Source organism: Coprococcus sp. BIOML-A2, from assembly GCF_009875795.1.
Taxonomy (GTDB): Bacteria; Bacillota; Clostridia; order Lachnospirales; family Lachnospiraceae; genus Coprococcus; species Coprococcus aceti.
Genome location: NZ_WWSI01000001.1, coordinates 182,932 through 209,053 on the forward strand (window position 1 = coordinate 182,932; position 26,122 = coordinate 209,053).

At 40.4% G+C, this 26,122-nt stretch carries 29 protein-coding genes; 5 read left to right on the forward strand and 24 right to left on the reverse strand.

The window, feature by feature from the left end; translation table 11 throughout:
- Positions 1-46: 46 nt before the first annotated feature.
- From GT575_RS00810 to GT575_RS00830, 5 genes are all read right to left on the reverse strand, one after another.
- Positions 47-616 carry a cytidylate kinase-like family protein gene (locus GT575_RS00810; RefSeq protein WP_055145241.1) on the reverse strand — a complete coding sequence of 190 codons (570 nt, stop codon included), beginning with the start codon at positions 614-616 and terminating at the stop codon, positions 47-49.
- 129 nt (positions 617-745) lie between these two features.
- A complete protein-coding gene (locus tag GT575_RS00815) occupies positions 746-1,225 on the reverse strand; it encodes a GNAT family N-acetyltransferase (protein WP_161171293.1) in 480 nt (159 codons plus the stop codon).
- Between the two features lie 26 nt (positions 1,226-1,251).
- Positions 1,252-1,686: a hypothetical protein gene (locus GT575_RS00820; RefSeq protein ID WP_161171294.1), complete on the reverse strand. Its 435-nt coding sequence runs from the start codon at positions 1,684-1,686 to the stop codon at positions 1,252-1,254.
- 106 nt (positions 1,687-1,792) lie between these two features.
- A complete protein-coding gene (locus GT575_RS00825) occupies positions 1,793-3,820 on the reverse strand; it encodes a RecQ family ATP-dependent DNA helicase (RefSeq protein WP_161171295.1) in 2,028 nt (675 codons plus the stop codon).
- A 78-nt stretch (positions 3,821-3,898) separates the two neighbouring features.
- Positions 3,899-4,777 (reverse strand): helix-turn-helix domain-containing protein, encoded by an 879-nt coding sequence (locus tag GT575_RS00830; protein ID WP_243003511.1) that lies wholly within the window; start codon positions 4,775-4,777, stop codon positions 3,899-3,901.
- A 76-nt stretch (positions 4,778-4,853) separates the two neighbouring features.
- On the opposite strand from GT575_RS00830, the gene GT575_RS00835 reads away from it, so the two are divergent.
- A complete protein-coding gene (locus tag GT575_RS00835; protein ID WP_334296676.1) occupies positions 4,854-5,882 on the forward strand; it encodes an iron-containing alcohol dehydrogenase family protein in 1,029 nt (342 codons plus the stop codon).
- A 30-nt stretch (positions 5,883-5,912) separates the two neighbouring features.
- Complete coding sequence (locus tag GT575_RS00840; protein ID WP_161171296.1) at positions 5,913-7,082, forward strand: YkvI family membrane protein; 1,170 nt, start codon at positions 5,913-5,915, stop codon at positions 7,080-7,082.
- Here the strand turns inward: GT575_RS00840 and GT575_RS00845 are convergent.
- From GT575_RS00845 to GT575_RS00860, 4 genes are all read right to left on the reverse strand, one after another.
- Positions 7,047-7,742, reverse strand: a complete 696-nt coding sequence (locus GT575_RS00845) for a metallophosphoesterase (protein ID WP_161171297.1) — start codon at positions 7,740-7,742, stop codon at positions 7,047-7,049. The two genes, GT575_RS00840 and GT575_RS00845, sit on opposite strands and share 36 nt — an antisense overlap.
- 27 nt (positions 7,743-7,769) lie before the next feature.
- Positions 7,770-8,483 (reverse strand): metallophosphoesterase, encoded by a 714-nt coding sequence (locus GT575_RS00850; protein WP_161171298.1) that lies wholly within the window; start codon positions 8,481-8,483, stop codon positions 7,770-7,772.
- 28 nt (positions 8,484-8,511) lie between these two features.
- Complete coding sequence (locus GT575_RS00855; protein WP_161171299.1) at positions 8,512-8,976, reverse strand: DUF4253 domain-containing protein; 465 nt, start codon at positions 8,974-8,976, stop codon at positions 8,512-8,514.
- Between the two features lie 234 nt (positions 8,977-9,210).
- Complete coding sequence (locus tag GT575_RS00860; protein WP_161171300.1) at positions 9,211-9,792, reverse strand: hypothetical protein; 582 nt, start codon at positions 9,790-9,792, stop codon at positions 9,211-9,213.
- Between the two features lie 308 nt (positions 9,793-10,100).
- On the opposite strand from GT575_RS00860, the gene GT575_RS00865 reads away from it, so the two are divergent.
- The gene (locus tag GT575_RS00865) at positions 10,101-10,364 is read left to right on the forward strand and encodes a hypothetical protein (protein WP_161171301.1); all 264 of its coding nucleotides are present in this window, start codon (positions 10,101-10,103) and stop codon (positions 10,362-10,364) included.
- A gap of 146 nt (positions 10,365-10,510) precedes the next feature.
- Here GT575_RS00865 and GT575_RS00870 read toward each other — a convergent pair whose 3' ends face one another.
- The 3 genes from GT575_RS00870 to GT575_RS00880 form a co-directional block, all read right to left on the reverse strand.
- Positions 10,511-11,218 carry a metallophosphoesterase gene (locus GT575_RS00870; RefSeq protein WP_161171302.1) on the reverse strand — a complete coding sequence of 236 codons (708 nt, stop codon included), beginning with the start codon at positions 11,216-11,218 and terminating at the stop codon, positions 10,511-10,513.
- Between the two features lie 244 nt (positions 11,219-11,462).
- Positions 11,463-12,458 carry a hypothetical protein gene (locus tag GT575_RS00875; RefSeq protein ID WP_243147794.1) on the reverse strand — a complete coding sequence of 332 codons (996 nt, stop codon included), beginning with the start codon at positions 12,456-12,458 and terminating at the stop codon, positions 11,463-11,465.
- Positions 12,459-12,521: 63 nt separating this feature from the next.
- Positions 12,522-12,779: a hypothetical protein gene (locus GT575_RS00880; RefSeq protein ID WP_161171304.1), complete on the reverse strand. Its 258-nt coding sequence runs from the start codon at positions 12,777-12,779 to the stop codon at positions 12,522-12,524.
- A gap of 208 nt (positions 12,780-12,987) precedes the next feature.
- On the opposite strand from GT575_RS00880, the gene GT575_RS00885 reads away from it, so the two are divergent.
- The gene (locus GT575_RS00885) at positions 12,988-13,278 is read left to right on the forward strand and encodes a hypothetical protein (RefSeq protein WP_161171305.1); all 291 of its coding nucleotides are present in this window, start codon (positions 12,988-12,990) and stop codon (positions 13,276-13,278) included.
- A gap of 71 nt (positions 13,279-13,349) precedes the next feature.
- On the opposite strand, the gene GT575_RS00890 is transcribed toward GT575_RS00885, so the two are convergent.
- On the reverse strand, positions 13,350-13,613 hold the full coding sequence (locus GT575_RS00890) for a hypothetical protein (protein WP_161171306.1): 264 nt from the start codon (positions 13,611-13,613) through the stop codon (positions 13,350-13,352).
- Positions 13,614-13,902: 289 nt separating this feature from the next.
- Between GT575_RS00890 and GT575_RS14845 the strand changes: the two genes are divergently transcribed.
- Positions 13,903-14,088 (forward strand): hypothetical protein, encoded by a 186-nt coding sequence (locus GT575_RS14845; protein ID WP_192934936.1) that lies wholly within the window; start codon positions 13,903-13,905, stop codon positions 14,086-14,088.
- 196 nt (positions 14,089-14,284) lie between these two features.
- Here GT575_RS14845 and GT575_RS00895 read toward each other — a convergent pair whose 3' ends face one another.
- From GT575_RS00895 to GT575_RS00945, 11 genes are all read right to left on the reverse strand, one after another.
- Positions 14,285-15,268, reverse strand: coding sequence for a hypothetical protein (locus GT575_RS00895; protein WP_161171307.1), 984 nt, complete (start codon positions 15,266-15,268; stop codon positions 14,285-14,287).
- Positions 15,269-15,271: 3 nt separating this feature from the next.
- Positions 15,272-15,754 (reverse strand): hypothetical protein, encoded by a 483-nt coding sequence (locus GT575_RS00900; RefSeq protein ID WP_161171308.1) that lies wholly within the window; start codon positions 15,752-15,754, stop codon positions 15,272-15,274.
- A 468-nt stretch (positions 15,755-16,222) separates the two neighbouring features.
- Entirely contained in the window at positions 16,223-17,002 is a 780-nt protein-coding gene (locus tag GT575_RS00905; protein ID WP_161171529.1) for an IS110 family transposase, read from the reverse strand.
- A gap of 544 nt (positions 17,003-17,546) precedes the next feature.
- Positions 17,547-18,017: an HAD domain-containing protein gene (locus GT575_RS00910; protein WP_161171309.1), complete on the reverse strand. Its 471-nt coding sequence runs from the start codon at positions 18,015-18,017 to the stop codon at positions 17,547-17,549.
- 79 nt (positions 18,018-18,096) lie between these two features.
- Positions 18,097-20,574, reverse strand: a complete 2,478-nt coding sequence (locus tag GT575_RS00915) for a beta-mannosidase (RefSeq protein WP_161171310.1) — start codon at positions 20,572-20,574, stop codon at positions 18,097-18,099.
- Positions 20,575-20,598: 24 nt separating this feature from the next.
- Complete coding sequence (locus tag GT575_RS00920; RefSeq protein WP_015534671.1) at positions 20,599-20,949, reverse strand: arsenate reductase family protein; 351 nt, start codon at positions 20,947-20,949, stop codon at positions 20,599-20,601.
- A 62-nt stretch (positions 20,950-21,011) separates the two neighbouring features.
- The gene (locus GT575_RS00925; RefSeq protein WP_161171311.1) at positions 21,012-21,263 is read right to left on the reverse strand and encodes a hypothetical protein; all 252 of its coding nucleotides are present in this window, start codon (positions 21,261-21,263) and stop codon (positions 21,012-21,014) included.
- 53 nt (positions 21,264-21,316) lie between these two features.
- The gene (locus tag GT575_RS00930; RefSeq protein WP_161171312.1) at positions 21,317-22,234 is read right to left on the reverse strand and encodes a hypothetical protein; all 918 of its coding nucleotides are present in this window, start codon (positions 22,232-22,234) and stop codon (positions 21,317-21,319) included.
- Positions 22,235-22,453: 219 nt separating this feature from the next.
- Positions 22,454-23,500 carry a virulence RhuM family protein gene (locus GT575_RS00935; RefSeq protein WP_022216845.1) on the reverse strand — a complete coding sequence of 349 codons (1,047 nt, stop codon included), beginning with the start codon at positions 23,498-23,500 and terminating at the stop codon, positions 22,454-22,456.
- A 391-nt stretch (positions 23,501-23,891) separates the two neighbouring features.
- The gene (locus tag GT575_RS00940) at positions 23,892-24,077 is read right to left on the reverse strand and encodes a hypothetical protein (protein WP_161171313.1); all 186 of its coding nucleotides are present in this window, start codon (positions 24,075-24,077) and stop codon (positions 23,892-23,894) included.
- 459 nt (positions 24,078-24,536) lie between these two features.
- Positions 24,537-26,018 (reverse strand): hypothetical protein, encoded by a 1,482-nt coding sequence (locus GT575_RS00945; RefSeq protein WP_243147795.1) that lies wholly within the window; start codon positions 26,016-26,018, stop codon positions 24,537-24,539.
- Positions 26,019-26,122 lie beyond the last annotated feature (104 nt).

Below are 26,122 nucleotides of genomic sequence, written 5' to 3' on the forward strand. Positions count from 1 at the left end.
GCCTGTCAATCCAGCTCATACCATATATCTTCCGCCAAGCTCAATTCTAATTTCTGCCTATCACCTTCATATACGCTGAAACCATCTCCACGACGCCGTCCACGCCGAGCTTCGCCTCATCAAGGCACAGGTCATAATGTCCTGAATATCCCCAATTCTCTCCTGAGTAATAGTCATGATAGCTTCTTCGCTTGGCATCAGTCTCCTCCACAAGACTCTTTGCCTTTGATTCTGATATGCCATGCTTGTCCATTATCCTCTTTATTCTGCTGTCTTTATCTCCGCACAGGAATATTCTCACTGCATCGTTCCTGTTCTTGAATGCAAAGTCCGAGGCTCTTCCCACTACAACGCCATCCTGTCCGTCAAGCAATCTCTCAAGTACATCCTCCGGGGTCTTTCTTCTCTTCACGACAAAGTCATCTGACACCGACTGCATCATAGAATCTATAGCCTTCTCTCCAAAGAAAAACGGATATTTGTCATACACACCCTTCTCCTTTGCCAGCCTTATTATCTCTTTCTTTGTGTAACAGGCTATACCATATTTTGAGGCAAGTCTTGCTGCCACCTCATCGCCGTCACATCCACACTCTCTGCCTATTGTAATTATCATTCTGTGCACCTCCACTCGTCATTCTTATATAATAGAAATGTCTCATCTCTATAACTCATCAAACAATACACCCCCATTATATTACAATATAGCTACAGCTGCATCCTATAACTTGCAATATCTACCTCTTTAGAATCCCCGTTCCATACATACGAAATGCTTATCAAAAAGATCACACTCTCCAACCGTTTCAAAGCCAATCTTGGCGTATGTCGAAAGCGCCACCACATGTCCTTCTCTGACAAGTATATGAACGCCCTTCTTGCCTCTGCTTTTCAGGACATCACAGGCATAGTTCATCATAGTCTTCGCAATTCCCTGTCCCTGCATATCCTTCCTGACGCACAGCCTTGAAAGTTCTCCCGATGGAGCCAGATCTGCTCTCCAGCACGTAAGTGCCTCAACAGCATCGTCGTGATCTATGGATATTGTGGCTACAATCTCTTTTTTGTCATTCTTCATAACAAACAGATCCTCGTTCTTCAGGTCAAATACTATGGTATTCTCGTCAGGATAATTCTCGCTCCACTCACACGGTCCGCCTATCATGGCGTGATAGAGCGAGAGCAGTTCTTCTTTGTCTTTTGGTGTTGCATTTATTATCTTCATATGTCTGATCCTCTTTCTAAAAATGATTACAACAAATCAAGCAGTTCTTTATTGTATATACTATCATCCAGTTCTGGTTCATTCCAATCTGACGCACACATCTCTGAGAATCTTAGAACTGCATTAGCTATCTTAAAACCATCCTCATCTGTACTAAGCAATAGTTTTAACATCGTATATATTTTATTACAAACATCAATATTAATTGCTTTCATACAACTATCCGGTATACCTCTAAAATAGTCTTCCCCTTCGCATTCCCCCGCATGTACATCCTCTATCTTTCCATTTCTGTATACAGCCACACTTAATGCTTTTGCCAACCTTTTCAACACAATATCTCGTATAATTCCTTTTCTTTCAATAAATTTTATTTCTTCATCCGTTTTTAATTTCTTAATCTCGTTTACTACTTCTTTTTCATACAAACTGTATATAGTTTCAAATACCATTATCTTCATACCTCATTATTGTCAATCTATTGTTAATCATAAAGTAATCTATCACTTTCTTTTTAAACGTATCGATTTCGATCCCTTTAAGATGAATAATATTTTTCTCACTCCACTATTCCCTCACCGTATCCTGTGAAAAATACTCCTTAAGCAGAGTTATTATCACCTTCTGGCTCTCCCTGCTATGTGTGATTGCATAGTATCTTCTGCCAAACTTCGCTTTCCGCTCTTCCTCACGGATTCCAATCTCCGCCCCTTTTGAGGTAACCCGCTTCGTCTTGCTGCCATCATCCATGTCCAGTTCTTCAATGTAGCCATTTTGCTGTAGCAGACCATTGATAAATGCCGCTGTCAGCTTTTTCATGCCTGTGATTCCCTGTTTCTGATTCAGTTCATTTATACGATTCGCCAGCTCAGAAACAATACATTCATCGACGATCTCCACATCATCAAGCATGTTCGGATCAATATAGAACTCTTTCTTCCTGACTGTTTTCTCTTTTCTGCGCTGCTTTTCCGATTCCACACCTTGTGTCCCTAAGTCACCAGGATTGTCAGAATCCAAAGCTTCCGCTTTCATGCTCTCCACATATTCCGTATGTGCAAGGCAGAATTCGTCTATAATCTCTGCAAATGTCTCTCCATAACTCTCCGTCTTCTGCACTCCCATACCATATACGTTCTTCATATCCTCACTGTTTCTCGGCAACTTAATGCACATATCCTTGAGAGTCTTATCCGAACAAATGATAAATGGCGGCACATTCTGCTTCCTTGCGAGCTCCAGGCGTCCAGCCCGGAGAAGTTCAAACAGTTCCATTCCCTCATCTGTCAGATCAGCCATCACCGCCATCTTTTTCACAGCACGTTTGTCTGTTATGTATGACTGCTCAGTCTCTTCCTCCGTCACAACACAATTACTGCATTTGTCACATGTGCAAGGGCTTTCATCTCCAAAATACCTCAGTATATACTGTCTCAGGCACTGATCCGTTTCACAATAACGTATCATTTGATTCAGCTTCCGCTGGTCATTTGCCCGCAGTTCATCATCGTCTATGCCTGCATTTGCAGAACTGACCTTATGTTCCAGCAAACGCTTGTTTATCATGATATCCTGCTTTGAGAAGAACAGTACGCACTCCGCTTCCTCACCATCACGTCCGGCTCTTCCAGCCTCCTGATAGTAATACTCAAGGCTCTGCGGCATATTATAATGAAGCACATACCTCACATTTGACTTATCAATACCCATGCCAAATGCATTTGTCGCCACCATCACACTGAGCCTGTCATATGTAAAATCCTCCTGACTCCTCTTGCGCTCCTCCATCGATAATCCGGCATGATACCGACCGGCAGATATTCCATGTGCCACCAACAATTCGTGTACCTTCTCCACATTCTTCTTGGTAGCACAATATATGATCCCGCTCTCTCCCTCATGTCTCTTGACATAGTTCAATACACTGTTGTCCGTCTCACGTCCGCCTTTCCTGTTCACAACCTTGAAGAACAGATTCGGTCTGTCAAATCCTGTGACAATCGTGACAGGAGATTCAAGTCTAAGATTCTGGACGATATCCCGCCTTACTATATCTGTTGCTGTAGCGGTAAACGCACTCACAACAGGGTGCACTGGCAGCTTATCTATAAAATCCGCTATTTCCAGATAGCTTGGTCTGAAATCCTGTCCCCACTGGGATATGCAATGAGCCTCATCAACTGTCACCATTGCAAGACTTGCCTTGCCGGCAAAATCCAGAAACTGCGCAGTGCCAAGTCTCTCCGGGGTAACATACATGAGTGTATATCTGCCCTGTCCGGCATATTCCAAAGCTTTTCTGATCTGTCCTTCTGTCAATGTACTATTGATATACGCAGCGTGAACTCCCGCCTGGTTCAGTGCCTTAACCTGATCCACCATGAGTGATATGAGCGGTGAGATAACTATTGTCACTCCCCTACCGGCAGCTCCCATCAACAAAGCCGGCAACTGATAACAAAGCGACTTACCGGCTCCGGTTGGCATAATTCCAAGCACATCCCTTCCTGCAAGTATTCCATCTATAAGCTCCCGCTGTCCTGATCTCAGACTGTCATATCCAAAATAGTGTTTTAATGTCTCCTGTAAATCCAATCTATGTCCTTTCCGCAATATAACTGTTGACTTTTCCTGTAGCATGTTTTATTCTTATTCCATTAAGAAATGGGTTTTCTACTGAGTAATGTCATCTGACTGGAAAAGGCTACCCGTTTCTTTTTTTATATTCATAATATCGTATAAATATTTTTTTCCATCCTCGCTATGCCTTATAATCATTGCCACATGATAAACATTATATCTTATTACTTCTCTACGCTCACTGTACACAGGCAAAGCAAAGCGGGATTCATACCTATACCAACCATATTTTGCATCTTTTTCGTGCTTTTTCTTCGAATTTTCTGTATGCCGTTTTTCTGTTGCAATTTCAATAAGCTCTGGTATTCCCTGGGCGGCATTCGCTTTTGCCTTAGCATTTGCACCTTTCAATACTCTGGTATATTCTGAATGTGCATACTCATCCGGCAAATCAGCCCCTATATAAATCTCATCTTCCGTATCTGAAATCAAATAAAATTCTCCAACAAATCTTTTTAAATATGCTTCCACATCGTTCCACTTTATTGATTGCTTACCCATAAAAATAATATCATTGATAAACACAATATTATTCCCATCCACATCCTGTATAACGGCAACATTTCTCTGTGGTGTCCCGGTCGCTTTTCTCTCTGTCTTGTCAATAAGCTCCATATATCTGAGCATATGCTTTCTCACATAATTATCCGATCTGCGATAACACTCAATGAGATATTTCTCATCAGCACTATAATCGACGCTGCTGTTCTCAGCCCCGTCTTCTCCAAGAAGCTCTGCCAATGACATGTCAAGTGCCTTACAGATAACAACCAGCTTGTCCGCCTGTGGATTGATCTTCTTCTTTTTCCAGTCATTTATCGTGCTGGTTGAAATCCCCGTTCGCCTCGAAAGCTCTGACTGGCTCATACTCAGTTCGTCAAGCCTTGCAAATATCTTCTCATATACCTTCAAAATATGTCCCCCTGCTTCTTCCGACTTTTCGGACATTGTATCATATATTCACCCTTGCTGCAATATCTACAGCAAGATCGGACCTGTATGTGAATCTTACGGTCGCACCGTGCTGGTAATCGGCGGGGAAAAAGCTCTAGCTGCCGCCTACCAAAAGATAGCTGCGGCTGTCGCCAAGACAAAACTTACTATAATTGGAAAGGAACTGTTCGGAGCAGACTGTACCTACGACAATGTGGAGCGTCTTCGCGCACTCCCTGTCTATCAGCAGGCCGACATGGTATTTGGAGTCGGTGGCGGCAAGGCACTGGACACAGTCAAATGCCTGTGCATAACTGACGACAAACCCGTATTTACATTTCCAACCATCGCATCCAACTGCTCTGCCTGTACATCGGTATCCATCATGTACAATCCGGATGGCACATTTTTGAAGCCGCACTTCTTTATAAGACCGGCCATGCATGCGTTCATAGACACCGAGATAATCGCCAAGGCGCCAAGCTGCTATATGTGGGCCGGCATAGGTGACACCTATGCGAAATACTACGAATCGACCATATCCTCCAGGGATGAACGCCTGGAACATTTCACATCGATTGGAGTTGCCGTAAGCCGTATGTGCCGGGATCCACTGCTGTCCTACGGGCCCAAAGCATTTGCCGATCATCAGAAAGGGCTGTGCACGTATGACGTTGAACAGGTCATCCTCTCCATAGTGGTGACCACCGGCATTGCCTCTATCTTCCTCACAAAGGACTGCACCCCGGACTACAACAGCGGTCTGGCCCACGCCATATTCTATGCGCTGACCAATTACCCTGTCATAGAGAAAAATCATCTTCACGGTGAAGTTGTAGGATTTGGCGTCCTGATCGCACTTATTGTTGATGGACAAATGGATGAATTCGAGAAAGTATACGAGCTCAACAAAGCCATACATCTCCCGGTATGCCTGAATGACATAGAGATCACGGAAGAAGAGTGGGAAGAAACCATGAATCGCATACCGGATATGTCCGATGTGGCACATTATCCATACAAGGTGACAAGAGATATGCTGGTCAAGGCTATGAACGAACTTGATATGAGGAACAAAGAATAAGCTGATATTCAATGACAGGAGAATCACATAATGGAGAAATCAACGCAGTCGAAAAGTAAATATTCCATAATATTAGGAGTTGCCTTTGTGTGGTTCACCACCCACTTTGGCGGCGGCTTCGCATCAGGCGCCCAGATATACAGCTACTATGTACGCTATGGAGTCTGGTGTCTCATCACGCCAGCCATCGCCATGATCTACAATGCGGTATTCTTCGCATACTGCCTGTATTTTGCAAGAAAACACGAAGTCTATGACTACCGTTCATACAACAATGCCCTCTATGGCAGATTTGCCCCTATATTCTCAAATCTCTTCGAAGTGCTGTACATCTGTGTCATGTGTGTCGCGCCTGCAGTGGCATTTGCTACAGGCGGCGCGACCTTGAGCACTCTGACAGGTCTGCCATATCTTGTCTGTACACTCGTCATAGGCGTATTTATATTCATAGTTGCCATATTCGGAACTGACCTGGTGCGCAGAGTTGCATCCGTTTTATCCATATGCATCATCGTCGGACTGCTCATCGTGTACATTCCGAATATCATCGCGAGCTCACATGAGATCAGCCAGACCGCATCGACCATGAACTCCGACGCATTTCCTCTTGGCAAGGCACTTTACTCCGCATTCCTGTACGGGACTTTCCAGCTTGCAAATGTAGCTGTATTCGTGCAGCATGCCAGATCATTTGACAAACCGAAGGACGCGGTAAAAAGCATGGGAATAGGATGCGTGATAAATATAATCATGATGACCGTTGTCGTTCTTGGAATAATGACTGTGGCATCAAATCCTGACATGGCAAAACAGAGTGTGCCTACTCTGTTCATGGTTCAAAGCGGCGTGGGCAGTCGATTCCTGACACCGCTCATCTCCGTTCTTATAATACTAGGTGCCGTGTCCACCGCGGTGAATATGGTAGCCGCAATGGTCGCAAGAATTTGCAGCCAAAAATCCGTTAAACCTGCCAACAGTCCTGCTGCAGGCTCAGCCCGAATAACCCGCAAAGAGATCATAGCTGCGCTGATCTGCTGCCTTGCCGACTTCGGAATTGCACAGTTCGGTCTACTGACTCTCATACAAAAGGCTTATAGCTTCCTGGCATATCTGGCAATTCCTGTTATTCTGATTCCTTATGTGGTCAGGATGATATGGGAAAAACTAAGAAGTAAATGGATGCACAAGCCATTCGCCTGACTCCGTGACTTTGTAATATTTGTCCTCATCTGTATCGACCAGAAGGACTGGGATAATGCCGCTGTCCAACACCGTTCCATCAATGTAATAGTGAGAATCACCATCATAATAAATATCGTGGAACCTTGGATCCCCGGCTATTTCGGCTGTGCCAACGTGACCGGCTACGACCTTCATATCAAGACCTTCTATCTTCCCAGTCTCCGCTGGGTATTTGTTAACATAAGTGTCCTCGCTGGTCATCCATTCCCACATGTCACCAGCTTCCTCATCGATACCGGCATGGACAAATATCGTGTTCCCCTCTGTAAAATACCTCGGAAGATTCTCGATCCATCTTATATATCTGTCATCATCATGTTCCCGGGCATCATCTGCGTCATCATCAAAGACTCCGATCAGCCGGGTTATACTTGAATCGCCCAGAAGGACAAATTCTTCATGGTTACCCATAAGAGCAACTACCTTATCAGGTCCATATTCCTTCTGCAGACTCATTATCCTATCAAGGACTGCATAACCATCTGTGCCTCCATGAATGTAGTCCCCAAGCAGGCAAAGCATAGTATCAGGCTCATCCAGATGATCTCTCACCAATGCTAAGGCGTCCTCGAACTCTGCCATACAGCCATGTATATCACTCATACAATATATCCTCATAAGCGCTCCTCCCTGTTCTCTTGAACATCAGTCTCCTGTATAGAATTCCTTTCCGTCATCAAGCCTTATCGCCGCAAGCCGCCCGCTTCTTCTCACCGCACCGCAGTCGATGGCGATATGATTATTCTGTCTGTATATGTATCCAGGTCTGGGATTACCCGGTATGCCCTGTGTCGGGGTATGGCCTGTCACAACATAAGTGTCGTCAAAATACTGAATATCATACTCCGCGCTTGCCCATATGAGTTCCTCAATCGTGTAATTCTCGATCGGTTTACCCGGATAAAAATCTCCTAGTCCGCCGTGCACAAGTAGATACTTCTGACCAGCTACCGATATCTCCTCTATCTCTGGCATATCCTCTATGAAGTCAATGATCTCTTGCTGCGTCGCTCTGTCCAGTGTCCGAAACCCGTCTATGGTCGTCTTGCTGCCATTATACTGCCAAGTCACAAGATTCTCCAACATCTCCTCAGATACTCCAGCCAATGACTGCTCCGTTATCTCAGTAGTCATAAAAAACTTAAGACAGTCAAGCGCCATGTCCTCGTGATTGCCAAGCATGCATATCACATTTGGCATGCTCATTATCTTGAGCAATGTTTTGATCGGATCTGGCCCCCTGTCCAGAACATCGCCCAGAATATACAGAGTGTCCGTATCCCTCAATTTGATCTTATTCAAAAGCTCGATGAATCTACTGTACATTCCGTGTATATCTGAAATTACATATGTAGACACTTAAATCGCCTCCCAAATATTTATAATATTAATCCCACCATATATGAAGCTCTCCTTTTTCTCTTATTATTTTTCGCATTTCTTCATATCCGCCGCTACAAACCGCATCTGCATGAAGGTCCTCACATTCTTTGATCAAATCCTCTATTTCTATATCAGATAGCTTTCGGTTCAATACAAAATCAACGCTGTTATATGATAATCCAACTATCTCCGTGCCAAATCGCTCTTGCCATTCCTTAGCTCTATTATACATCTCTGCTGCTGTCGGCGTCGAGTTCCATCCGCCCCAATAATTTCCAAGTACTGCAAATACCTCATAAGTGTGATCAATATTTTTAAAATCAACAACTACTCCCGGATTAGGGTTACTGATATCAACAACCCTGTTATCACAATAAAATTCGTTCTTGTCTGTCTGGTGTATATACTTTTTAAAGAACTGGAACATACAAGGTTCATCACTCGCTTCAATATTTATCTTTTTTCCCATATGTGAATCTCCCCTTTCATCCTTGCCCCCTGACCGGTTAATTTATGCTATGCGTAAAATCTCTCGCCCGTCTCCAGACATATACACGCCAGAGCACCATTTGGCAAGCCACAGCCACAATCCAGCATATACACATTTCCCAAATCATTCGTCCAAATTGAATGTTGTCCATCAAGGTATCTACCATGTGGATTATTATACTGGTAGCTTGAATCTGTATGACCTGTCTTACAGTTATACTGCGTCAATATCTGTCCGCGCTGTATTTGACAGAACAATTACCATTTGCTTGTTCATGTAAGAATCACACTTTCTTTTTTCTAACATTTTTATAATATTTTTATCACTTTCATCCGAATTATCCTCCATGCCTATGCCATATAAAAACATGTCATCATAATTACTAGGGATATCTTTTCGATATTCATATACTTTGTATGACCAGTCTTCTCTGTTAACGACAGCAAAATTCCTACCTATCTGTAAGTACGGTTTAATATCTTTGAACAAAAGAACATCTTCTGCTTTTCTTTCTATATTGCGCGGAGCTTCATGAATAACAATCTCAATCGCAGGTTCTATAGTATCATCTTTTGTTGAAGTGATTACGCCATCCAAATCCTTTGGATCAGCGTACACATCCATACTAAATTCTACGTCGATCATTCCAACTCCATAAACATATAGATTCTTATACTTTTCAGCCGGAACATCTGAAATCATCAGATAATTGTGGTAATACCCATTCTCAAAACAAATTGACAACCTAACGTTTCTTGCTAAGTATTGCCTAAGCTCATTAAATTGAATTGCCATAGTGTATCATCTCACTTTCTTTTATAACTCTTTTTCCATAGCACATGAACATATTTATTCATGTTCTGTTCATCTCTCGTTCATCTGCACCTGACACCTTGCGTCTCATTTTGTACCTGCTCCATCTCTATACTATTTTAAATTATAAATACTTAATATGCTTTGCTAACAGACAAATTCCTATATATAACGGACAATTTAATCAAAAAGCACCTCCAAGATACTTGTTTGTCCAGTCTAGAGCATATTTGTCCGCTCGCTTATTATATTTTGGTGTATGATTAAGCAAAAAGATAAAGGAGGATATCATGAATATCAATGTTGATATTAATTACGAACCGCTAGTCTACTGGGAAACCATTCCTGCCGATTGCTTTCCCTTCCAGGATTCAGACCATCATGTTTTCCTAACCACCCCCCCTCTGAGAGGTGGGGCCATGCTTCACCGTTTTAAAGTGGCAGACGGTACAGAATACTCAGGTATTTATATAGGTGCACTCGAGCAGACATCAGCCTATCGCGAGCATGAGGACATGATTATCAAAGATTGGATTCTCAACGGCATACGTTGATCCAATATGACCAGTAATTCCAGCCACATGACGCATCCCTGATTAATGCTTAGGTGAGTTCATGTGGCGTTCATCTGCACCTGACACCTTGTGTGTCTGACACATAAGTGTGATCAATTTTATTATTAAGCTCTTGACTGCCCAATTCATGCATAGAATCTCTCACCTGTTTCCAGGCAGATACATGCAAGCCGGCCATTTGACAGACCACATCCGCAATCCAGCATGTACACATTTTCCAAATCATTCGTCCAAATTGAATGTTGTCCATCAAGATATCTACCATGTGAATTGTTATACTGATAGCTTGAATCTGTATGGCCTACAAGTGATACATACCCTTTCACGCCCTGGTGCCAATACTCTTCCATGTCATAAAGACCTTCCAGATACAACGTATCGTCCTGTTCTACAAGTGCCGGATCAAATGTCATGGCATGCGCAAGAAGATATTTCTTTGATCCAATATTGATCTCTATCTGCAGGGGCAGCCCCTTTATTAAATCAGCCAAGTCCTGCATGTCCACTGGAGCAAGTCTATCCTTCATCAGATCAAACGAGTTGTATTGATATGGTGGTATATTGCATCTCTTCTTTTCAACCATTCCATAGTAAGAATAAATATACTCCGCGAGCATGTGGTCGTGATTACCTCGAACCCACTTCACGTTTACATGCATGCTTAGCCTCAAAATGCTAAAGTAAACGCCAACTGGATCTGGATTCTCCCCTCCGCGATCAAAGACATCCCCAAGCAGGACGATTTCATCCTGCACTGAGGGGGCTATCTGGCCTATTATCCTATTAAACGCTTTTATCGAATTGTGTATATCAGCAATAATATAATGATACATGTATATGCCCCCTACCACTATAATAATCTTCCAGCAATCTTTCCTTCATATCATCATACCAGGCTCTCAATGTAGATTGGGGGTAGTATAGTTCGTCTCTGCTATTTTTATCAATCTCTATAATGTTTTCAGTCTTTACCCCCATGTGAAAGATGACCTTTCCTTCAGCGTCACCGGAATACTCGTTTACTAAACAGGCATCAGCATCCTTGGCAATTCTTCATTTGTTCCCATAATTATTTTCTCATTTATTCTTTATCTCTAATCTATTTTTACGTAGTTCTTCGTTGGTCATAGATCTGTGATGTGATTGTACAAATGCCACTGCCCTCTTTATTCCTTTCACCATTTTGATTGCTTGTTCTGAATATTCACCATAGTCCGTTACGATATCTACATGTTCCGGATCTTGCAAAACCATAGCTAACACGCTATCGAATCCATGGACGTGATCCATCTCGCCATTATACATAAAATGATATATTAACCCCATTCCAGAGAACTCCGTTGCAATATAATTTACATCTCCACTTTCAAAACCATATCCCATCTGCACACACCAATTACCAGTAGCCTCATCTTGAACCGGGATATAATTACCAAGATATCTTTGCTCTAATAAATCATCTGAACCACCCGCATATTCAGGCTTATTATTATCGGTTTCACCCATAGCATCCTTTTTGCTATATAAATTCGTAAGATAATTGAGATATGCCCTTCTTTCATCTTTTTCATTTAAAGTTATACGCTCAATGTATATTGGATTAATGTGCTCGTGTTCAAACTCTCCCTGATAAGCTGCTCCGTCAAACTTAATATCTACACAAACCTGAACATCTGAATAATCCCCTTTAACATTTTTATAGAACTCATATTCTTTATCAGAATAATTGAGAATTATTCCTACTTTTTCACAAAACTCAGTTGTATTCCAGTCACCATAGAGGCATCTTACAATATCCCCATGTCGAAAGTCATGTGGAATAAATACAAAGTCAAAAAAAGATTCATTATAAGATAAATTCTCTAATGCCTTTGATATTCTATCTTTTAACGCGTCATCAGATATTTGGTGCATAAAATTATTTAGCCATTTTACTTTTTCTTCATATGAAATCATAATATGGTTTGCAACAATCGTTGCCTTCTCCAAATCCGTGAATTCATAATGAATGCTATGCAGGTAAGCTCTTGTATCTTTTGACGGTATAAATTCATCGATAAAATCTTTCCCCATTCTCTTCTTCTCCTTTCGCACGTGCAATATAAAAGTTCCTCCCTCTATTACTTGTGTGTCCAATTACAGCCAGCAGTATCCCATTATTTCCAGAAAAAGTCTCCCCGCCTTAATGTAATCTTCCTCAACTTCATACTCTTTTTCTTCAGACCATGCATAATCCTTTAAATATTCGCTGATAGATGGATTTAACTTCCTTTCATCGTAATATTCCATAGCCTCCACCTCAAATTCTTTAAGTTTAAGCAACTCATTTTTATCACATTCATTCCATGAATTTGTCTTAGTCCTACGATTGTTAGTAGGTAAATTTACTTCCATACTTATACTTATCGTTTTATCAATATAATGTCTTTAACAGTCTTTTACCAATAAATTATAAATAATTATTTGAATGTAGAATGGACAATTTAATCAAAAAGCACCTCAAGATACTTTTTTGTTTGTCCTTTGTAGAAGCATATTTGTCCGCTCGCTTACCTATGTTTTGGGGTAAAATTTAAGCAAATTATGATAAAGGAGGATATTCATGAATGTTAACATCAATGTCGATTACGAGCCACTGACCTACGTGGAAACTATCCCTGCCTCTTGCTTGCGCTTGCCATACCCCAAAAATCTAGATTCAGATCATGAGGTGTATCATACTTCCCCAAGGCTAAAGGGTGGAGCAACACTTCACAGGTTTAGAAATGCAGCAGGGGTAGAGTACTCGGCTATCTACGTAGGCCGAGCTGAACAAAAGTCAGCAGAACGTGCACACGAATACATAATCATAATAGATTGGTATCTCTATTGCGTGGAGAACGGCATACACTGATTCGATACGACCAATGTTGCAGCCACATGAACACATCCCGGATAATGGTTCATGTGGCGAATCATCATATCTCACTTTCTCTTATAACACTTCTCCCATAATTTTTCCTTTATATTCCGTGGCGATTCCTCCCTCCATATTGGTTCTCCCCAAAATCTATAATCCCAAATATACCACGAGCCATACTCTCTACGATAATAATTAGATTTACCGGAATACGCATCTTCAATATTATTTTTCACAGAACGACGAATCTTCTTATTTGCCTGTCTCTTGGCGTATTTCGTTTTACCACCAACTTTATATACTGGTGTGTGCTTATAACTCCTACTCATTGTAAAACCTCCCATATCCACCAGCAAAATGCAATCAATTCTTCCTGTATTCCACGCATCGCCATATCTCCAAGAATATATACCGTACATATACTTTACTCTGAAATATTCGGGCGTGAATGGACAAATATGCTTCTACAATGGACAAACAAAAAGCACCTCAAAAGAGCATAGTGCTACAAAGATTACAAATGTATATATAAATTACAAATAATGCTTGCAATTCGAAAAAACAGTGTTACAATACATTTAACACAAACAGCTACAATTATTACAAGGAGGCATAACTATGTTAGACAAGATTAGACCTGCGAGAGAGGATATCAATTATGAGTCACTAATCTATAATGAATGTGACGAGAATGAATTGCTTGAAGAATTTGAATCTGAGGCTATCAACTATTATTACGACGAAATGCTTGGTGACTACGATGAAGATGACAAGAACGAAGTAAACGACGGTTATGATTTCTAACTCATTTTCGGCTGTTGCTTGTCGAATGAGAGACTGGCATGTATCTGCCCGGAAACAGGTGAGAGATCCTACGCATGAGCCCTGTTGAATACATAGTACATCTTGGCTCCCCCAAATAGCGTAGCAGCCATCAAAACTGCTACGCTAAAAAAGTCCAACTTTTTGGCGTCCCATACTGAGATACTTTCACTATTATTTAACTTTTTATTTTCAGTCTTTGTTCTAGTATATTCAAATAAGTCTTTTCAAATTCGATATAGAACAATTGCATCTCTTTTTCAAAGTTATTCTTTGCATCTTCGTCCACGCCCTTAGTCCTAAAGAAGTCTCGTCTTTGTGCTACCTGCTTTTCCACCTCGTCTCTACTACTTCCAATCGTAAAATTAAAATTAATGTTTTTATAGTTACCATTGATAATCTGTTCATATAATTCATAATCCGTTTCTGCAATATCATATACACAATCAAAATAGCCTATGGCAGGATTCGCCTCCAACCAGAGACTTGATGTAATTCCCGGGAAATCACCGCCTGGATAACTGTCATCACTATCTCCATCACCAATGATACGCCTAAATGGTTCCATAATTTCCTGCCACAGTGCATATGCATTTTTATCCTCATCTTTAAACAATATTTCAATGTTTTTCTCTATCATGTTTACCTGGTTCCAGTAGCATTTGTACCCTAACGCTTCAGTTGTATGTGGTATATAGTAAAAAAAATTCGAATTGACCATTATGTCAATTAAAGGCCTAAGTAATGAATCTATGTATTGATTTTTCTTACTTAAACTTTCCTGTGGATCACTCAGAAACTGTGTATTAAAGAAAAGCTCCATATCTTTGATCAGGCAGATACATTTCTTGTGATCATATTTTGATTTATCTTTTTTTATTAATGCTTTAAAATAATTATTGAATGTTCTGCACGCATTGCACCCTTCTGCATATCGCTTTTTACCTTCTTTAATTAACTCTTCCTCCAGAAAGGCAGTTATCTTATCATCAAAGCGCGTCTTACTTCTATAAGGCTCTTTATCAAAATATTTATCCATATATGTAATTATCTTATCTAGCCGCACCTCATAATTATTATCACCTTCTGTTAAATTTATTTTTAAATATGCATACTGACCATATTTGCTCCTGAATGTTATCGTTTTTCGATTTTTCGCCATATTCTACCTCTCTAGAAATTCCACTATTTTTTCTATGTTTCCTGACTGGATCAACCTTGCTGCCGTCTCATTTACCCTACGCAAAAGCTCAACTCCATCTATATTCTGTACCTTAACAACCTTCTCTTCCCTCTCTGCAGGAACAAGTCTTTTTCTTGCCGCAAGTATGCATAATCTCGTCATGTATGAAATTCTTACTTTCTCGATACCAAGCTGCTGTTTCAAACTTTCAACGACAATATTAAAATCCTTCTCATCAACAGTAAAGCTCATTGTTCCACCACATGACTGATCATCGACTTCACTATCATCATCATTAAATTTCAGCTTTTTAATTGTGTTCCAGTCTGGAATATCTTCTGCGGCATCTTTATACGCAAAAAACAAAGCTTCGCTCGGGGATTTCTCGACGCGCATATCGTTCTCAATAATTTTCTGTATTCCAATAATATCTGCTTTCGTAGGTCTAATACTTTTGTTTAGCATAGTTATGCCTCCTCATATAATCAAGTCTTTTTTGTTGAAATTATAGGTTTTTTCAGCCTTATATATCTCAGTGAATAAGCCGGAGCTATGAGCATTCCGATGTATCAGGTACTGAAATAGCGGTTTATAGGTATACGAAATAAAACGTCTTTGACTCACGCTTTACTGGCCTTGTGTATACCCATCCCTCTATGGCAGCTAACCTCCTATATCCACCAGGATCATCTCTGTCTCCAGAGGTCCTAACTTCCTTCGTCCTGCCTGCCCATAACCAGGGTGTCAGCTGTGCTCCTTTACGGGGTCTTGCCCCATGGTGTCTATTTCTGCCGACTACTGGCTCATTCTTTGTTTTTTGATTACTGACTCGCTTCCTGTTCCAGCACTGTGTTCAGTGGACGTTATCTGTTACATTCTGCTTTATTCAGTGGCTGTCCACGTGACAGCCTCCACTATAGTTACTTGTCTTTCTTATGCAGCCTGTAGATAAGCTGCTGGTCTCTTGATGTCACTGACCATCTTCTTGGGATCATACTCCACACCTTTGGTCAGCATGGCATAAAAGACACGTATCAACTTGGCTGATATTGCCATAAGTGACTGCATTTTCTTCAATGGATTCAGCCTTCTGGTTGTGTAATAATTATGGAGTTCTCTAAACTCCGGATTCTTCGCCACAAGCGACATTGCAACCTCAAACAGCAGATATCTCAATCGTTGTCTGTCCTTTGTGCTTTCCCGAACTGTTCTCAACCAACGACTTATCCTGTTCTGGATTCTCGTAAGTTCTGACTGGATCTGAAACCTCATATTTGAAGCGGTTCTCAGATCTGCATATACACCCTCAGGCAGATATGGGATCATATATCGTCCCTCTTTTACCAATCCTGCGATTACCTTTGGATCCTTACGATCATTCTTTGTCGGATTATTGTCATCGAGTTCTTTTGTTTTTTTTACATGATGAGGATTCACAAGCACCGGTTTCATTTCATTATCCTGAAGATACTTTCCAAGATTAAACCAGTAGTGTCCTGTCGGTTCCATCCCTGGCACAACCTTATCCTTTTCATGCTTTTCCTTGATATCGGAGATCCATGCTTTGAACATTTCAAATCCGGCTTCGCTGTTACTGAAGCTGAATGGCTTCTTTGAATACTCAATACCTCTGTAATCAAACGCTCTTGCATAGTGTGTTTCACTTCCTACATCGATTCCGATTACCAAAGTTTTTTCTGTTATTGCTTCTATTTTTTATTCTGTGTGTTAGACTTCATTGTAGATACCTCTCTGTTCAATAAGATTTTTACTAACCTGCCAGTCAGTAGTCTTATTGTACTCTGAGGTATTTTTATTTTTCAACGTCTACATTTTGAATTATACAGGAGCTCCTTTTATGTAATTTTCGTGCTAATTGTAGTATAATGTATTCCTATCCGAATGTCAACCACCAATTGTATTTATATGTAATTTTTGTAGTGTTATGCTCTTATTCGTAGCATTTGCAGCCGGAAAGGAAGGCACTAACGAAATAAAGACACTTAAATATATGCGTAGCACCAGACTCCAAAAGAAACATTCCACGAATAAATTCTTAAGGCGATTGTCTTCTGATGACAAGTGACACTCGGGTTTCTCAAGTTATCGTGACAGTCTCAACTGTCTCGTACAAGCACAGGCTTCAACTCGCTGCTCATGCAAACAAAATGCCAGATACGGATAGATCATAATATAATTTATGTTCTATCTGTACCTGGCTCTTTTTGCATTTCTAATGTTACTTTTCAGCCCCTGATCAGCCTTTTATGGCTTCCAGAAAAAACATTGCCTCAATCGCCGGTGTCTTTGATGCATATTCGGTATTTTCTATGCCATTGGTAAGCAACAGCCGTTCCCAAAGCTTAGGATAATTTGAAAAATCAAATGTATTGTCATCCAGTATCACGTATTCATCTATCTCGGGATGTTCCGCCAGATAGCTCTGAATGCCCTCTCCTCTGCCAACCCAGACATCGGTTGTCTTTCCAGACAGGCTTAGTCCAAATTTTCCCAGCATAGATACAAGATATGAGAAGTCATCCCCGTCTTCTCTCATAAGCTTCCAATCTGAAGTCAAAACGATCTCCGCATCTCCAAACTGTTTTAACGCCTTTTTCAGCAGCCTCACTCTGGACTCATCTATCCCGGTTCTTCCACTCGGTGCCCCCACAACTGTCGTCCGGGTATTCAATACACCATCTACGTCCAGAAACAATGCAAAGCTCATATGGCTTCTCCTTTCTTGTGAATGCCAGCACATATATAATGCGCTGGCATTTACCATTTATAAATCTCTCTTATCAAGATCAACTTATATCATATACACTTCTAAGCCTCAGCTTATCCACACTTCCACTTATAACCTTTACAGTCTTTGAATCTGCATTCAGGTCAAAATAATTATCCGACAGAATCAGATCCTCATTCTGGTTCAGGATCTCCACACTCTTCGCATACGCATCCGCACTGACTGTGATATAGTCGCCATCCACTGTCGCCTGCAAATGAGGCTCCTCGTAGCAGAAATACTTCGGATATGAGAATATGACAGTCCCCTCTGATATTACCTGTCCTTTCATGCTTGCCTGATAGCTCACATACTGATGGTAAATGTCGATACCAGGAAGTTCAACCTTGTCAAGCCATACGCTCGTCAGCGCTGGCGCAGTGATCTCCTCCTCGTGGGATTCAAGAACACGAGCTGACGCATCCCTCAACTGCCAGGACACAAGTATTTTCTCTGTGTTCATGGTTTCATTTGCCACACAGAGGCGTATGGACTTCGGGAATTCAAATGGGAGTCTCACCAGCTCCTGTCCGCTTCCAAGCATGCCCTCCTCTTCACAGGAGATCATGATCGGAGCAAAGAAACGTCTTGCATAGTAGTGAAGTGCCTTTAAGCGCTGGCAGTAATCCACACTGGACCAGGATGCAACCGGCCAGCAGTCGTTGAACTGCCAGTACACTGCTCCCATGCACCTGTCATCATTTCTGTTTCTTCGAAAATGCTCGACGCCATACCTGATAGCATCCGCCTGCAGAAGCTGCGATGCGTAGATAACCGTCTCGAAATCAGATGGATATCTATATGTCTGTTGCATATAATTCATTATCTTTCCATTTGCCGAGCCATTTCTCTGATGCCGCTCCATAATGTATGAAAAGATATTCATATCACGCTCATCATCCGTAAATGTCTCAACAGTCTTCTTTGAAGGAAATGACTGGAAACCGAATTCGGAAAGATATCTGAAGCAAAACTTTCTGTACTCAGAAAATGGCTTATCACCATGCCACACAGCCCAATAATGCACATCTCCGCGGTTCTCGTCTCTCGGATCATCAAATGAACCACCTGAGGACGGGCTCGCTGGCCAATAAAATACCTGTGGAGCATACTGCTTCATGATCTGCGGGAGAATTCGCTCGTACATAATAATATAGTCCCGAACCTCGCTGTCCTTGCTCACCCATTTTCTCTCCTTAACAAACTGCTCCATCTCATTATTGCCACACATAAGTCCGAGTGACGCATGATGACGGATCCTCTTTAAGTTGTCAATAAATTCCGCGGTGATATTTGCCTCAAATTCTGGTGTGAGATCGTAGACAGCACACGCAAACATGAAATCCTGCCACACCACAAGTCCCATCTCATCACACATATCATAGAACCAATCGTCAGGATAATATCCACCGCCCCACACTCTTATAGAATTGAAGTTCGCAAATACCGCCTTCTCAAGCAGAGTCCTTGTAGTCTCAGGTGTCACACGTCCAAGAAGATGATCCTCCGGAATGTAATCGGCACCCATGGCAAATATATTTACGTCGTTTACGCAGGTGGCAAAGCTCTCACCCCATTTGTCCTTTGTGCGGTCCATGGTTATTGTCCGCAGGCCGATCTTTCTCGTCCAGTTGTCAACCACCGTACCATCATCTTTCACAAGGTCAACGGAAACAGTGTAAAGGTTCTGCTCACCATACCCACGAGGCCACCAGAGCTGTGGGTTGTCTATATGTATATTCTTCGTGATATCTTCATTTAATATTCTATTTATAATTTCGTTTCCAACCGGATCTACTACTCTAACGTTTGCACTCAGCTGTCCCGTCTCTGATCCAGAACCAATATACTTCCGGGCAAATTCTATCTCCGGCTTTATATCAAGTTCCACTGAGTCCTGATCATGATGCTGCAGGATTTCAACAGAATCTATCCGTGCGGTATCAATTCCAAGCAAGCTGACCGGCCGCCATATTCCTGCATCTGGAAGATGTGCGCCCCAGTCCCAGCCAAACATGCAGTGAGCTTTTCTGATATGTACAAATCCGTTCATGGCATTCTCGGTTCCCCGTGTTGGAGCCTTCGCAAATGCATCTGCGATGAACTTTGTCGGCGAATAAAAATATACACTTAATATATTATCCGTCTGCTTCAGGGTATCCTTTACCGAATACTCCCATGTCCTGTGCATATTGTCGGCGTGTCCAAGCTTCACACCATTTAGCGTGATATCCGCAATGGTGTCCAGCCCTTCAAACCGAAGGATAACCTCATCCGATCCCAGCAGCTCATCATCACACGAAAAGCTGGTGCGGTACTCATAATCGTAATCCATCAGCTTCAGTGCTTCTATCTCATTGTCCTTCCAGAACGGATCTTCCATCTTGCCCGCCTGCAGCAGATCCCCATACACCGATCCCGGCACTGTCGCAATGATCCAATCGTCATCGCCTACGCGATGCATTTCCCAACTGTTGTTTACATCAATTTTTTTCATTTTTTCTCCACGGGGACGTTCCTACTACAGCATCTTCTCTGTCCACTCTTTTTCTTTAAATCCAGTCAGCATGAAACCTTCAGCAACGACAAGCGGTCTCTTCACCAACATGCCATTTGTCGCAAGAAGCTGCAACTGCTCATCCTCGCTCATGTCCGGAAGCTTGTCCTTCAGTTTCATCTCCTTATACAGCATGCCGCTCGTATTGAAGAATCTCTTGAGCGGAAGTCCACTCCTACCATACCATTTCTTAAGCTCATCATATGTAGGATTATCATCCACAATGTGGCGCTCCGTGTATTCGATCTTATTCTCGTCCAGCCATTTCTTTGCCTTCTGGCAGGTTGAACACTTTGGGTAACATATAAATTCCATGATTATCCTCCTTTTCTATTTAGCTTATTGATGCAAGCCTCAATTTCATCATATCAAGTTACTTAGTGATTTTCTCTCCAATATTTCTGACAAATGTCACACATCCCCATGTCATTTACTCTAAGTGGGAAAAAATACTTCTTTATGTTTCTTGAAAATACAGTATTATATTCTCCATTGCCATCTCTCGAAGTAATCTTGTCTGGCATATCAGGATTATAGCTCATTGAGCCACAGCAAATGCAGGTATTCATCCATTTTGCCATCTTGGGGTATTGTTTCAGGTAGTTTAGGACTTCGGTTTTTCTGTCCATGGAGTCTCCTTATCTTCTTTATCCTTTTTAGGCAATGCTGGATGCTGCATTGGCTATATTACAGCCTCATTTTCTTTATGCTCATTTACAGAAAGATTTTCCATCAAATCTTCACCAATTTTATAGACGGATAACTTATCGATTGCCATTTGAACCTGAAACTCATTTAGTTCGATCTCAACATCGTGAATGTTTCCGCTTTGGGGCAGTCTGACATGAATAACTGCAAAATGCTGATACTCCTCAGTATTATAAATTCCATCCTCATACTTCTTAAGACGTACTATTTTTCTTGATATTCCTTCCACCAACCGATAATCTATTGCATATATTTTTTTCTCTGTGAATCCATGTAAATGTGTAGTTCCAAATGCTAACGCATTTGTTTTATAGAAAAGCATCTGACTTTTTAAATATGACGCTTCAAGCTCCTCATAATCAATATCGCCCTTCAGCCACTTCCGTACCGGCATTCCTATATACAGTGAAAACTCTAGCCAAAACAAGAATCCGAATAGGCAAAATCCTATGATAGCCATATAATAACGCCCTAAAGGAATAAGACACAAGGTACAAAACATTAGGAACAATGGCAATATCATTTTGACAAGATATTCCCGTCTTTGAAATCTTTTTAATAAATCCAGTTTCATGCTTTGATATTTAGGTTTCTCAAATGTGTGCTCATTGAGATAGGCTACATATTTCTCATGCCACTCAGGGCTTTCAAAATAACTGCCATTCATATATTGTGCTTTCATCTCACGAGCTTTCGTATCTGCTTTACTTTCCTTGCAATACGCATAGAGCAAATATGCAATGAGCATCGGACAAACAATGCATGCCGCACATTTTCCAGCCATATCTCCTATGACAAAAAACAGAAATAGTCCCAGAAGAACTGTAAAAACAATATACACAACCAATAATTTCCTAGTCATAATAAATGGAAATCCGTCTCTTTTTCTCATATAATTCTACTTTCTCCAACTACGAACTCATTTCTCAACAATGGATACAACTATTCGCGTACACATTATCCGTCAGGACCACCTAAATACCGCATAAACTCATGGTTTCTTGCTTAGCAAGCAGACGGTCTTCACATGAAAAGACAGCACTCTATGAATTACCGATTTGTGTCTGGAAGTTACTCATCCGAACCCATCCACATCATCACTGGTTTCATGCTACTTCTTCGCATTCTCTTCCAATTCCAACATGTACTTATCAAAATCAGACATGAACAGCCTATCCTGAATAACACGATATTTTTCAAATTCAGTTTCAGCTTTTGCCTTGGCAATCTCAGCAGTGATTTTGCCTGCATCCTGAAGAACATCTCTGTCGTCGGCCATCAAGAATAAATCCAAACGCTTTGCCCAATCCTCCATCGTCATTGGAATATGACGTTCCGCCCGATCCTCTGCCAAATCCAGATAAGCAGATACAATACGCTCTAATGAACGCATTTCCTTCTCTGAAAGATAATTCTTCGCAACACTCACATCACTTTTTACAATCTTGCCTTCCGGCGCTGCTGCCCAAGTAGTTAATCCCATGTGTGGCTTATCTGCATCAGCCCGCTCATAAATCAACTCTGCTGCTGTATGTCCGTGAACTGCATAATGCATCTTGTTTTGAACCTTTGCAAAGAACTGCTTTGTTGTTTTTGCTGTTCGGTCATAATCAAGAGCTGTAGCATAGATGTCCGTTATTTTCTGATAAAATCTCCGCTCAGAGAGACGGATCTCACGAATCTGCTCAAGCAGGCGGTCAAAGTATTCTACTGTAAGCACAGAGCCACCATTTTTCAGACGTTCGTCATCCATGACCCAGCCTTTAATAGTGTAGTCTTTCACGATACCATTGGCCCACTTGCGGAACTGCACCGCTCGCTCATTATTAACCTTGAATCCGACCGCAATAATCATTTGAAGATTATAATGCTTTGTATCACGAGTCACCTGACGGGAACCTTCCGTTTGAACTATCCGGAAATTCCGGATAGTTGAATCTTCCTCAAGCTCTGAGTCGGAATAAATCTTCTTAATATGCTCATTGATTGTACGAACATCCACATTATACAATGTGGCCATCATCTTCTGTGTCAGCCATATATTCTCATCCTCATAGCGCATCTCAATACTGTCCTGCTGACCACCGATAGAGGCAACATAGGTTAAATATTCTGCTGCACTGGAACGGATGGTTATTTCATCCTTTTTCTTTTTCAAATAAGAGGTCTCCTTTTGCAAATACTTATTTATTTCTCCAATATTTCTGACAAATGGCGCACATCCCCATGTCATTTACTCTCAGTGGAGAAAAATACTTCTTTATGTTTCTTGAAAATACAGTATTATATTCCCCATTGCCATCTCTCGAATTAATCTTGTCTGGCATATCCGGGTTATAACCCATTGAGCCACAGCAAATGCATATATTCATCCATTTCGCCATCTTGGGGTATTGTTTCAGGTAGTTTAGGACTTCGGTTTTTCTGTCCACTTGGTCTCATTAGTAATCTTTCTTCTTATTCTCATCAACTATAATCCAACGTCCGTTTTCCTTCTATTGCTCCATGCCTCGTGGTTGTTGCAATCTTTGCAACAACCACTTTTTCATCTAATTTACCTGTTTCAAATATTTTTTCAAATGTCTGCTTATTCTGGACTTATCCACCCCAAATATCTCAGACATACCTTTCTGAGATACCCAAATGCTTTCATCCGCTATATATGCATCAACTGATACATCACCTTCATCTGAATGATATAACACCATTTCCATTTGTTTATCAAAATCAGTCATAGAATTCCTTTCTGAATCATATACTTTTGATGTGACATTTTTACATTACCCTGATTCACCATTGCGTACTGCATGGTAGTGTCAATTTGGGAGTGACCAAGTATTTTCTGCAAGTTCAAAGTATCAGGCGCACATTAACACGGTACTAGATGCACCTACCCCCTTGTGACTTCATCTTTAAAGACATCTTAATTATAGTACATGCGGAAACAATTCTAAGATAGTTCATCCATCATAATTATGTCAACAGTGTTGACACTTTTCATTATCCTTATAATGCTAAATAAGACTACATGCCTTTTTATATCCACTATAGGGTGTTGTCAATACATTCAAACGTAAACAAAAGATGTATTATTATATTTTACTTTATCCCACCATGTTAAACCAATTTACCAAACGTCATTCTCGGAGTATCTTTTCCACATAATTTATTAACACAAAAATTTACAATCCGACTTATCGAAAACAATTTTTAAAACGTTCAAGTATGTTTGTATAATAATCTCTTTCACCTATAAAATGCATATCTCCAATTGCATCGTAGTCGCCCAACACCTTCAGCACACTTTCACATCTTCCTTCAGAATTTTCATTATTAAGCAACGTATATATTACCTTGTTGAATTTCTCCCTGTCATTCCGATATGTTGCTAATAACATTTCTAAATCCTCAATTGTCATAATATAGCATCCTTTATCATTAATAAATATATCAGGTATAGACGCCATTATAATTTGCATATTTGTTGCACTTTCATACAACAAGAAAATTTTAAGTATTTGCTTTTCTCCTTGAAACTCTTCCTCAGAATTTTTTAACTGCTCATATGCCTCTAAAATATTTCTTTTGTAGAAAGTATCAATCTGTTGAATATCCGGCACTTGCTGTTTAGCACCTATTCCAAGCAATCCCGATTTTAATTCAAATAATAGAATTGCATTATCAAATTCAACATAATAATCTGCACTTTTTTTCTTTTGTACTGGAATCTTAAACCATTGTTTTTCATCCAAATAAGTATCTGCTAACTCCTGAAAATAATCTTCAAACATTTCTCCAAATGAATTTATAAATTTCTGTCCCCAATTATTATTTCTATAATAATCTCTCATCAGCCAATAAAGTCCGTCAGCAAAAGTCATTGCCAACAAATAAAAACTTACCATTATATTTTCTTGAGTCTTATCTGTTTTTACAAAAGGTTTACTGTAAAATATCTGCTTACCTATCGGCGAATTCCTTACATCTTTATATGTAACACTATAGTATCCTACAACTTTTTCTATCGCTTCTTTTGTTATAACACCTGTTTCAGATCTATTATATAGTTTTTCTGATGCGGTCAACGGGCTAGGATTTTGACTACATAACCATAGTATCATCATTTCAACCGCTAATAACTCATCAACGTTCAATCCAAATAATTCATCTGTTATTTGATTGATATCTATAATTTTTTCTCTGTTTATATTTGGAGACCCAATCAATATGTGATAATTTCTACAAAAGTTCTGAATTGTCCATGCAAGATTCTGATACTTAAATTGCTCATATGTCATACCCATCATAATTTTGAATATATCGGCTGAATCCGCATCTTTTAGAAATTCACTCTTCGAATGTTCATTTTCATATCCTCTATACAGATTCACAATCATACCCATGTCTTGAGATAATAAATCATCATGCCTATAGTCATTTGAATTTCTAATTGATAAATATGCCATATCCTGAATATCCCATGCAGATAGCATCACATTTACCTGTTTATGTATAAACCCAGACTTTATTATGTTTAGCGGAAATTTCATACAACAATTCATGTCTTTCTCATTATATCTCAATTGTTTTTTTAAAATTTCTATAGATTTATTTGAAAATAAATATATAAAATCTCTTGTTGAATATTTCTTAATAAAGCTAATAAAATTTTTCATATCACTTCCGCCTTTATCGTACTTATTCATAGGATTATTTAATGTTTTGACAAATGCTCATATAAAATTTCATTTGCTTATACCACTCTACGTTAGTTATAAAA

Coding starts and splice junctions, on each gene's coding strand:
- GT575_RS00810 (WP_055145241.1), bottom strand. CDS start 616: ATGATAATTACAATAGGCAGAGAGTGTGGATGTGACGGCGATGAGGTG.
- GT575_RS00815 (WP_161171293.1), bottom strand. CDS start 1,225: ATGAAGATAATAAATGCAACACCAAAAGACAAAGAAGAACTGCTCTCG.
- GT575_RS00820 (WP_161171294.1), bottom strand. CDS start 1,686: ATGAAGATAATGGTATTTGAAACTATATACAGTTTGTATGAAAAAGAA.
- GT575_RS00840 (WP_161171296.1), top strand. CDS start 5,913: ATGGAGAAATCAACGCAGTCGAAAAGTAAATATTCCATAATATTAGGA.
- GT575_RS00845 (WP_161171297.1), bottom strand. CDS start 7,742: ATGAGGATATATTGTATGAGTGATATACATGGCTGTATGGCAGAGTTC.
- GT575_RS00855 (WP_161171299.1), bottom strand. CDS start 8,976: ATGGGAAAAAAGATAAATATTGAAGCGAGTGATGAACCTTGTATGTTC.
- GT575_RS00860 (WP_161171300.1), bottom strand. CDS start 9,792: ATGGCAATTCAATTTAATGAGCTTAGGCAATACTTAGCAAGAAACGTT.
- GT575_RS00865 (WP_161171301.1), top strand. CDS start 10,101: ATGAATATCAATGTTGATATTAATTACGAACCGCTAGTCTACTGGGAA.
- GT575_RS00870 (WP_161171302.1), bottom strand. CDS start 11,218: ATGTATCATTATATTATTGCTGATATACACAATTCGATAAAAGCGTTT.
- GT575_RS00875 (WP_243147794.1), bottom strand. CDS start 12,458: ATGGGGAAAGATTTTATCGATGAATTTATACCGTCAAAAGATACAAGA.
- GT575_RS00880 (WP_161171304.1), bottom strand. CDS start 12,779: ATGGAAGTAAATTTACCTACTAACAATCGTAGGACTAAGACAAATTCA.
- GT575_RS00885 (WP_161171305.1), top strand. CDS start 12,988: ATGAATGTTAACATCAATGTCGATTACGAGCCACTGACCTACGTGGAA.
- GT575_RS00890 (WP_161171306.1), bottom strand. CDS start 13,613: ATGAGTAGGAGTTATAAGCACACACCAGTATATAAAGTTGGTGGTAAA.
- GT575_RS14845 (WP_192934936.1), top strand. CDS start 13,903: ATGTTAGACAAGATTAGACCTGCGAGAGAGGATATCAATTATGAGTCA.
- GT575_RS00895 (WP_161171307.1), bottom strand. CDS start 15,268: ATGGCGAAAAATCGAAAAACGATAACATTCAGGAGCAAATATGGTCAG.
- GT575_RS00900 (WP_161171308.1), bottom strand. CDS start 15,754: ATGCTAAACAAAAGTATTAGACCTACGAAAGCAGATATTATTGGAATA.
- GT575_RS00910 (WP_161171309.1), bottom strand. CDS start 18,017: ATGAGCTTTGCATTGTTTCTGGACGTAGATGGTGTATTGAATACCCGG.
- GT575_RS00915 (WP_161171310.1), bottom strand. CDS start 20,574: ATGAAAAAAATTGATGTAAACAACAGTTGGGAAATGCATCGCGTAGGC.
- GT575_RS00920 (WP_015534671.1), bottom strand. CDS start 20,949: ATGGAATTTATATGTTACCCAAAGTGTTCAACCTGCCAGAAGGCAAAG.
- GT575_RS00925 (WP_161171311.1), bottom strand. CDS start 21,263: ATGGACAGAAAAACCGAAGTCCTAAACTACCTGAAACAATACCCCAAG.
- GT575_RS00930 (WP_161171312.1), bottom strand. CDS start 22,234: ATGAGAAAAAGAGACGGATTTCCATTTATTATGACTAGGAAATTATTG.
- GT575_RS00940 (WP_161171313.1), bottom strand. CDS start 24,077: ATGACTGATTTTGATAAACAAATGGAAATGGTGTTATATCATTCAGAT.
- GT575_RS00945 (WP_243147795.1), bottom strand. CDS start 26,018: ATGAAAAATTTTATTAGCTTTATTAAGAAATATTCAACAAGAGATTTT.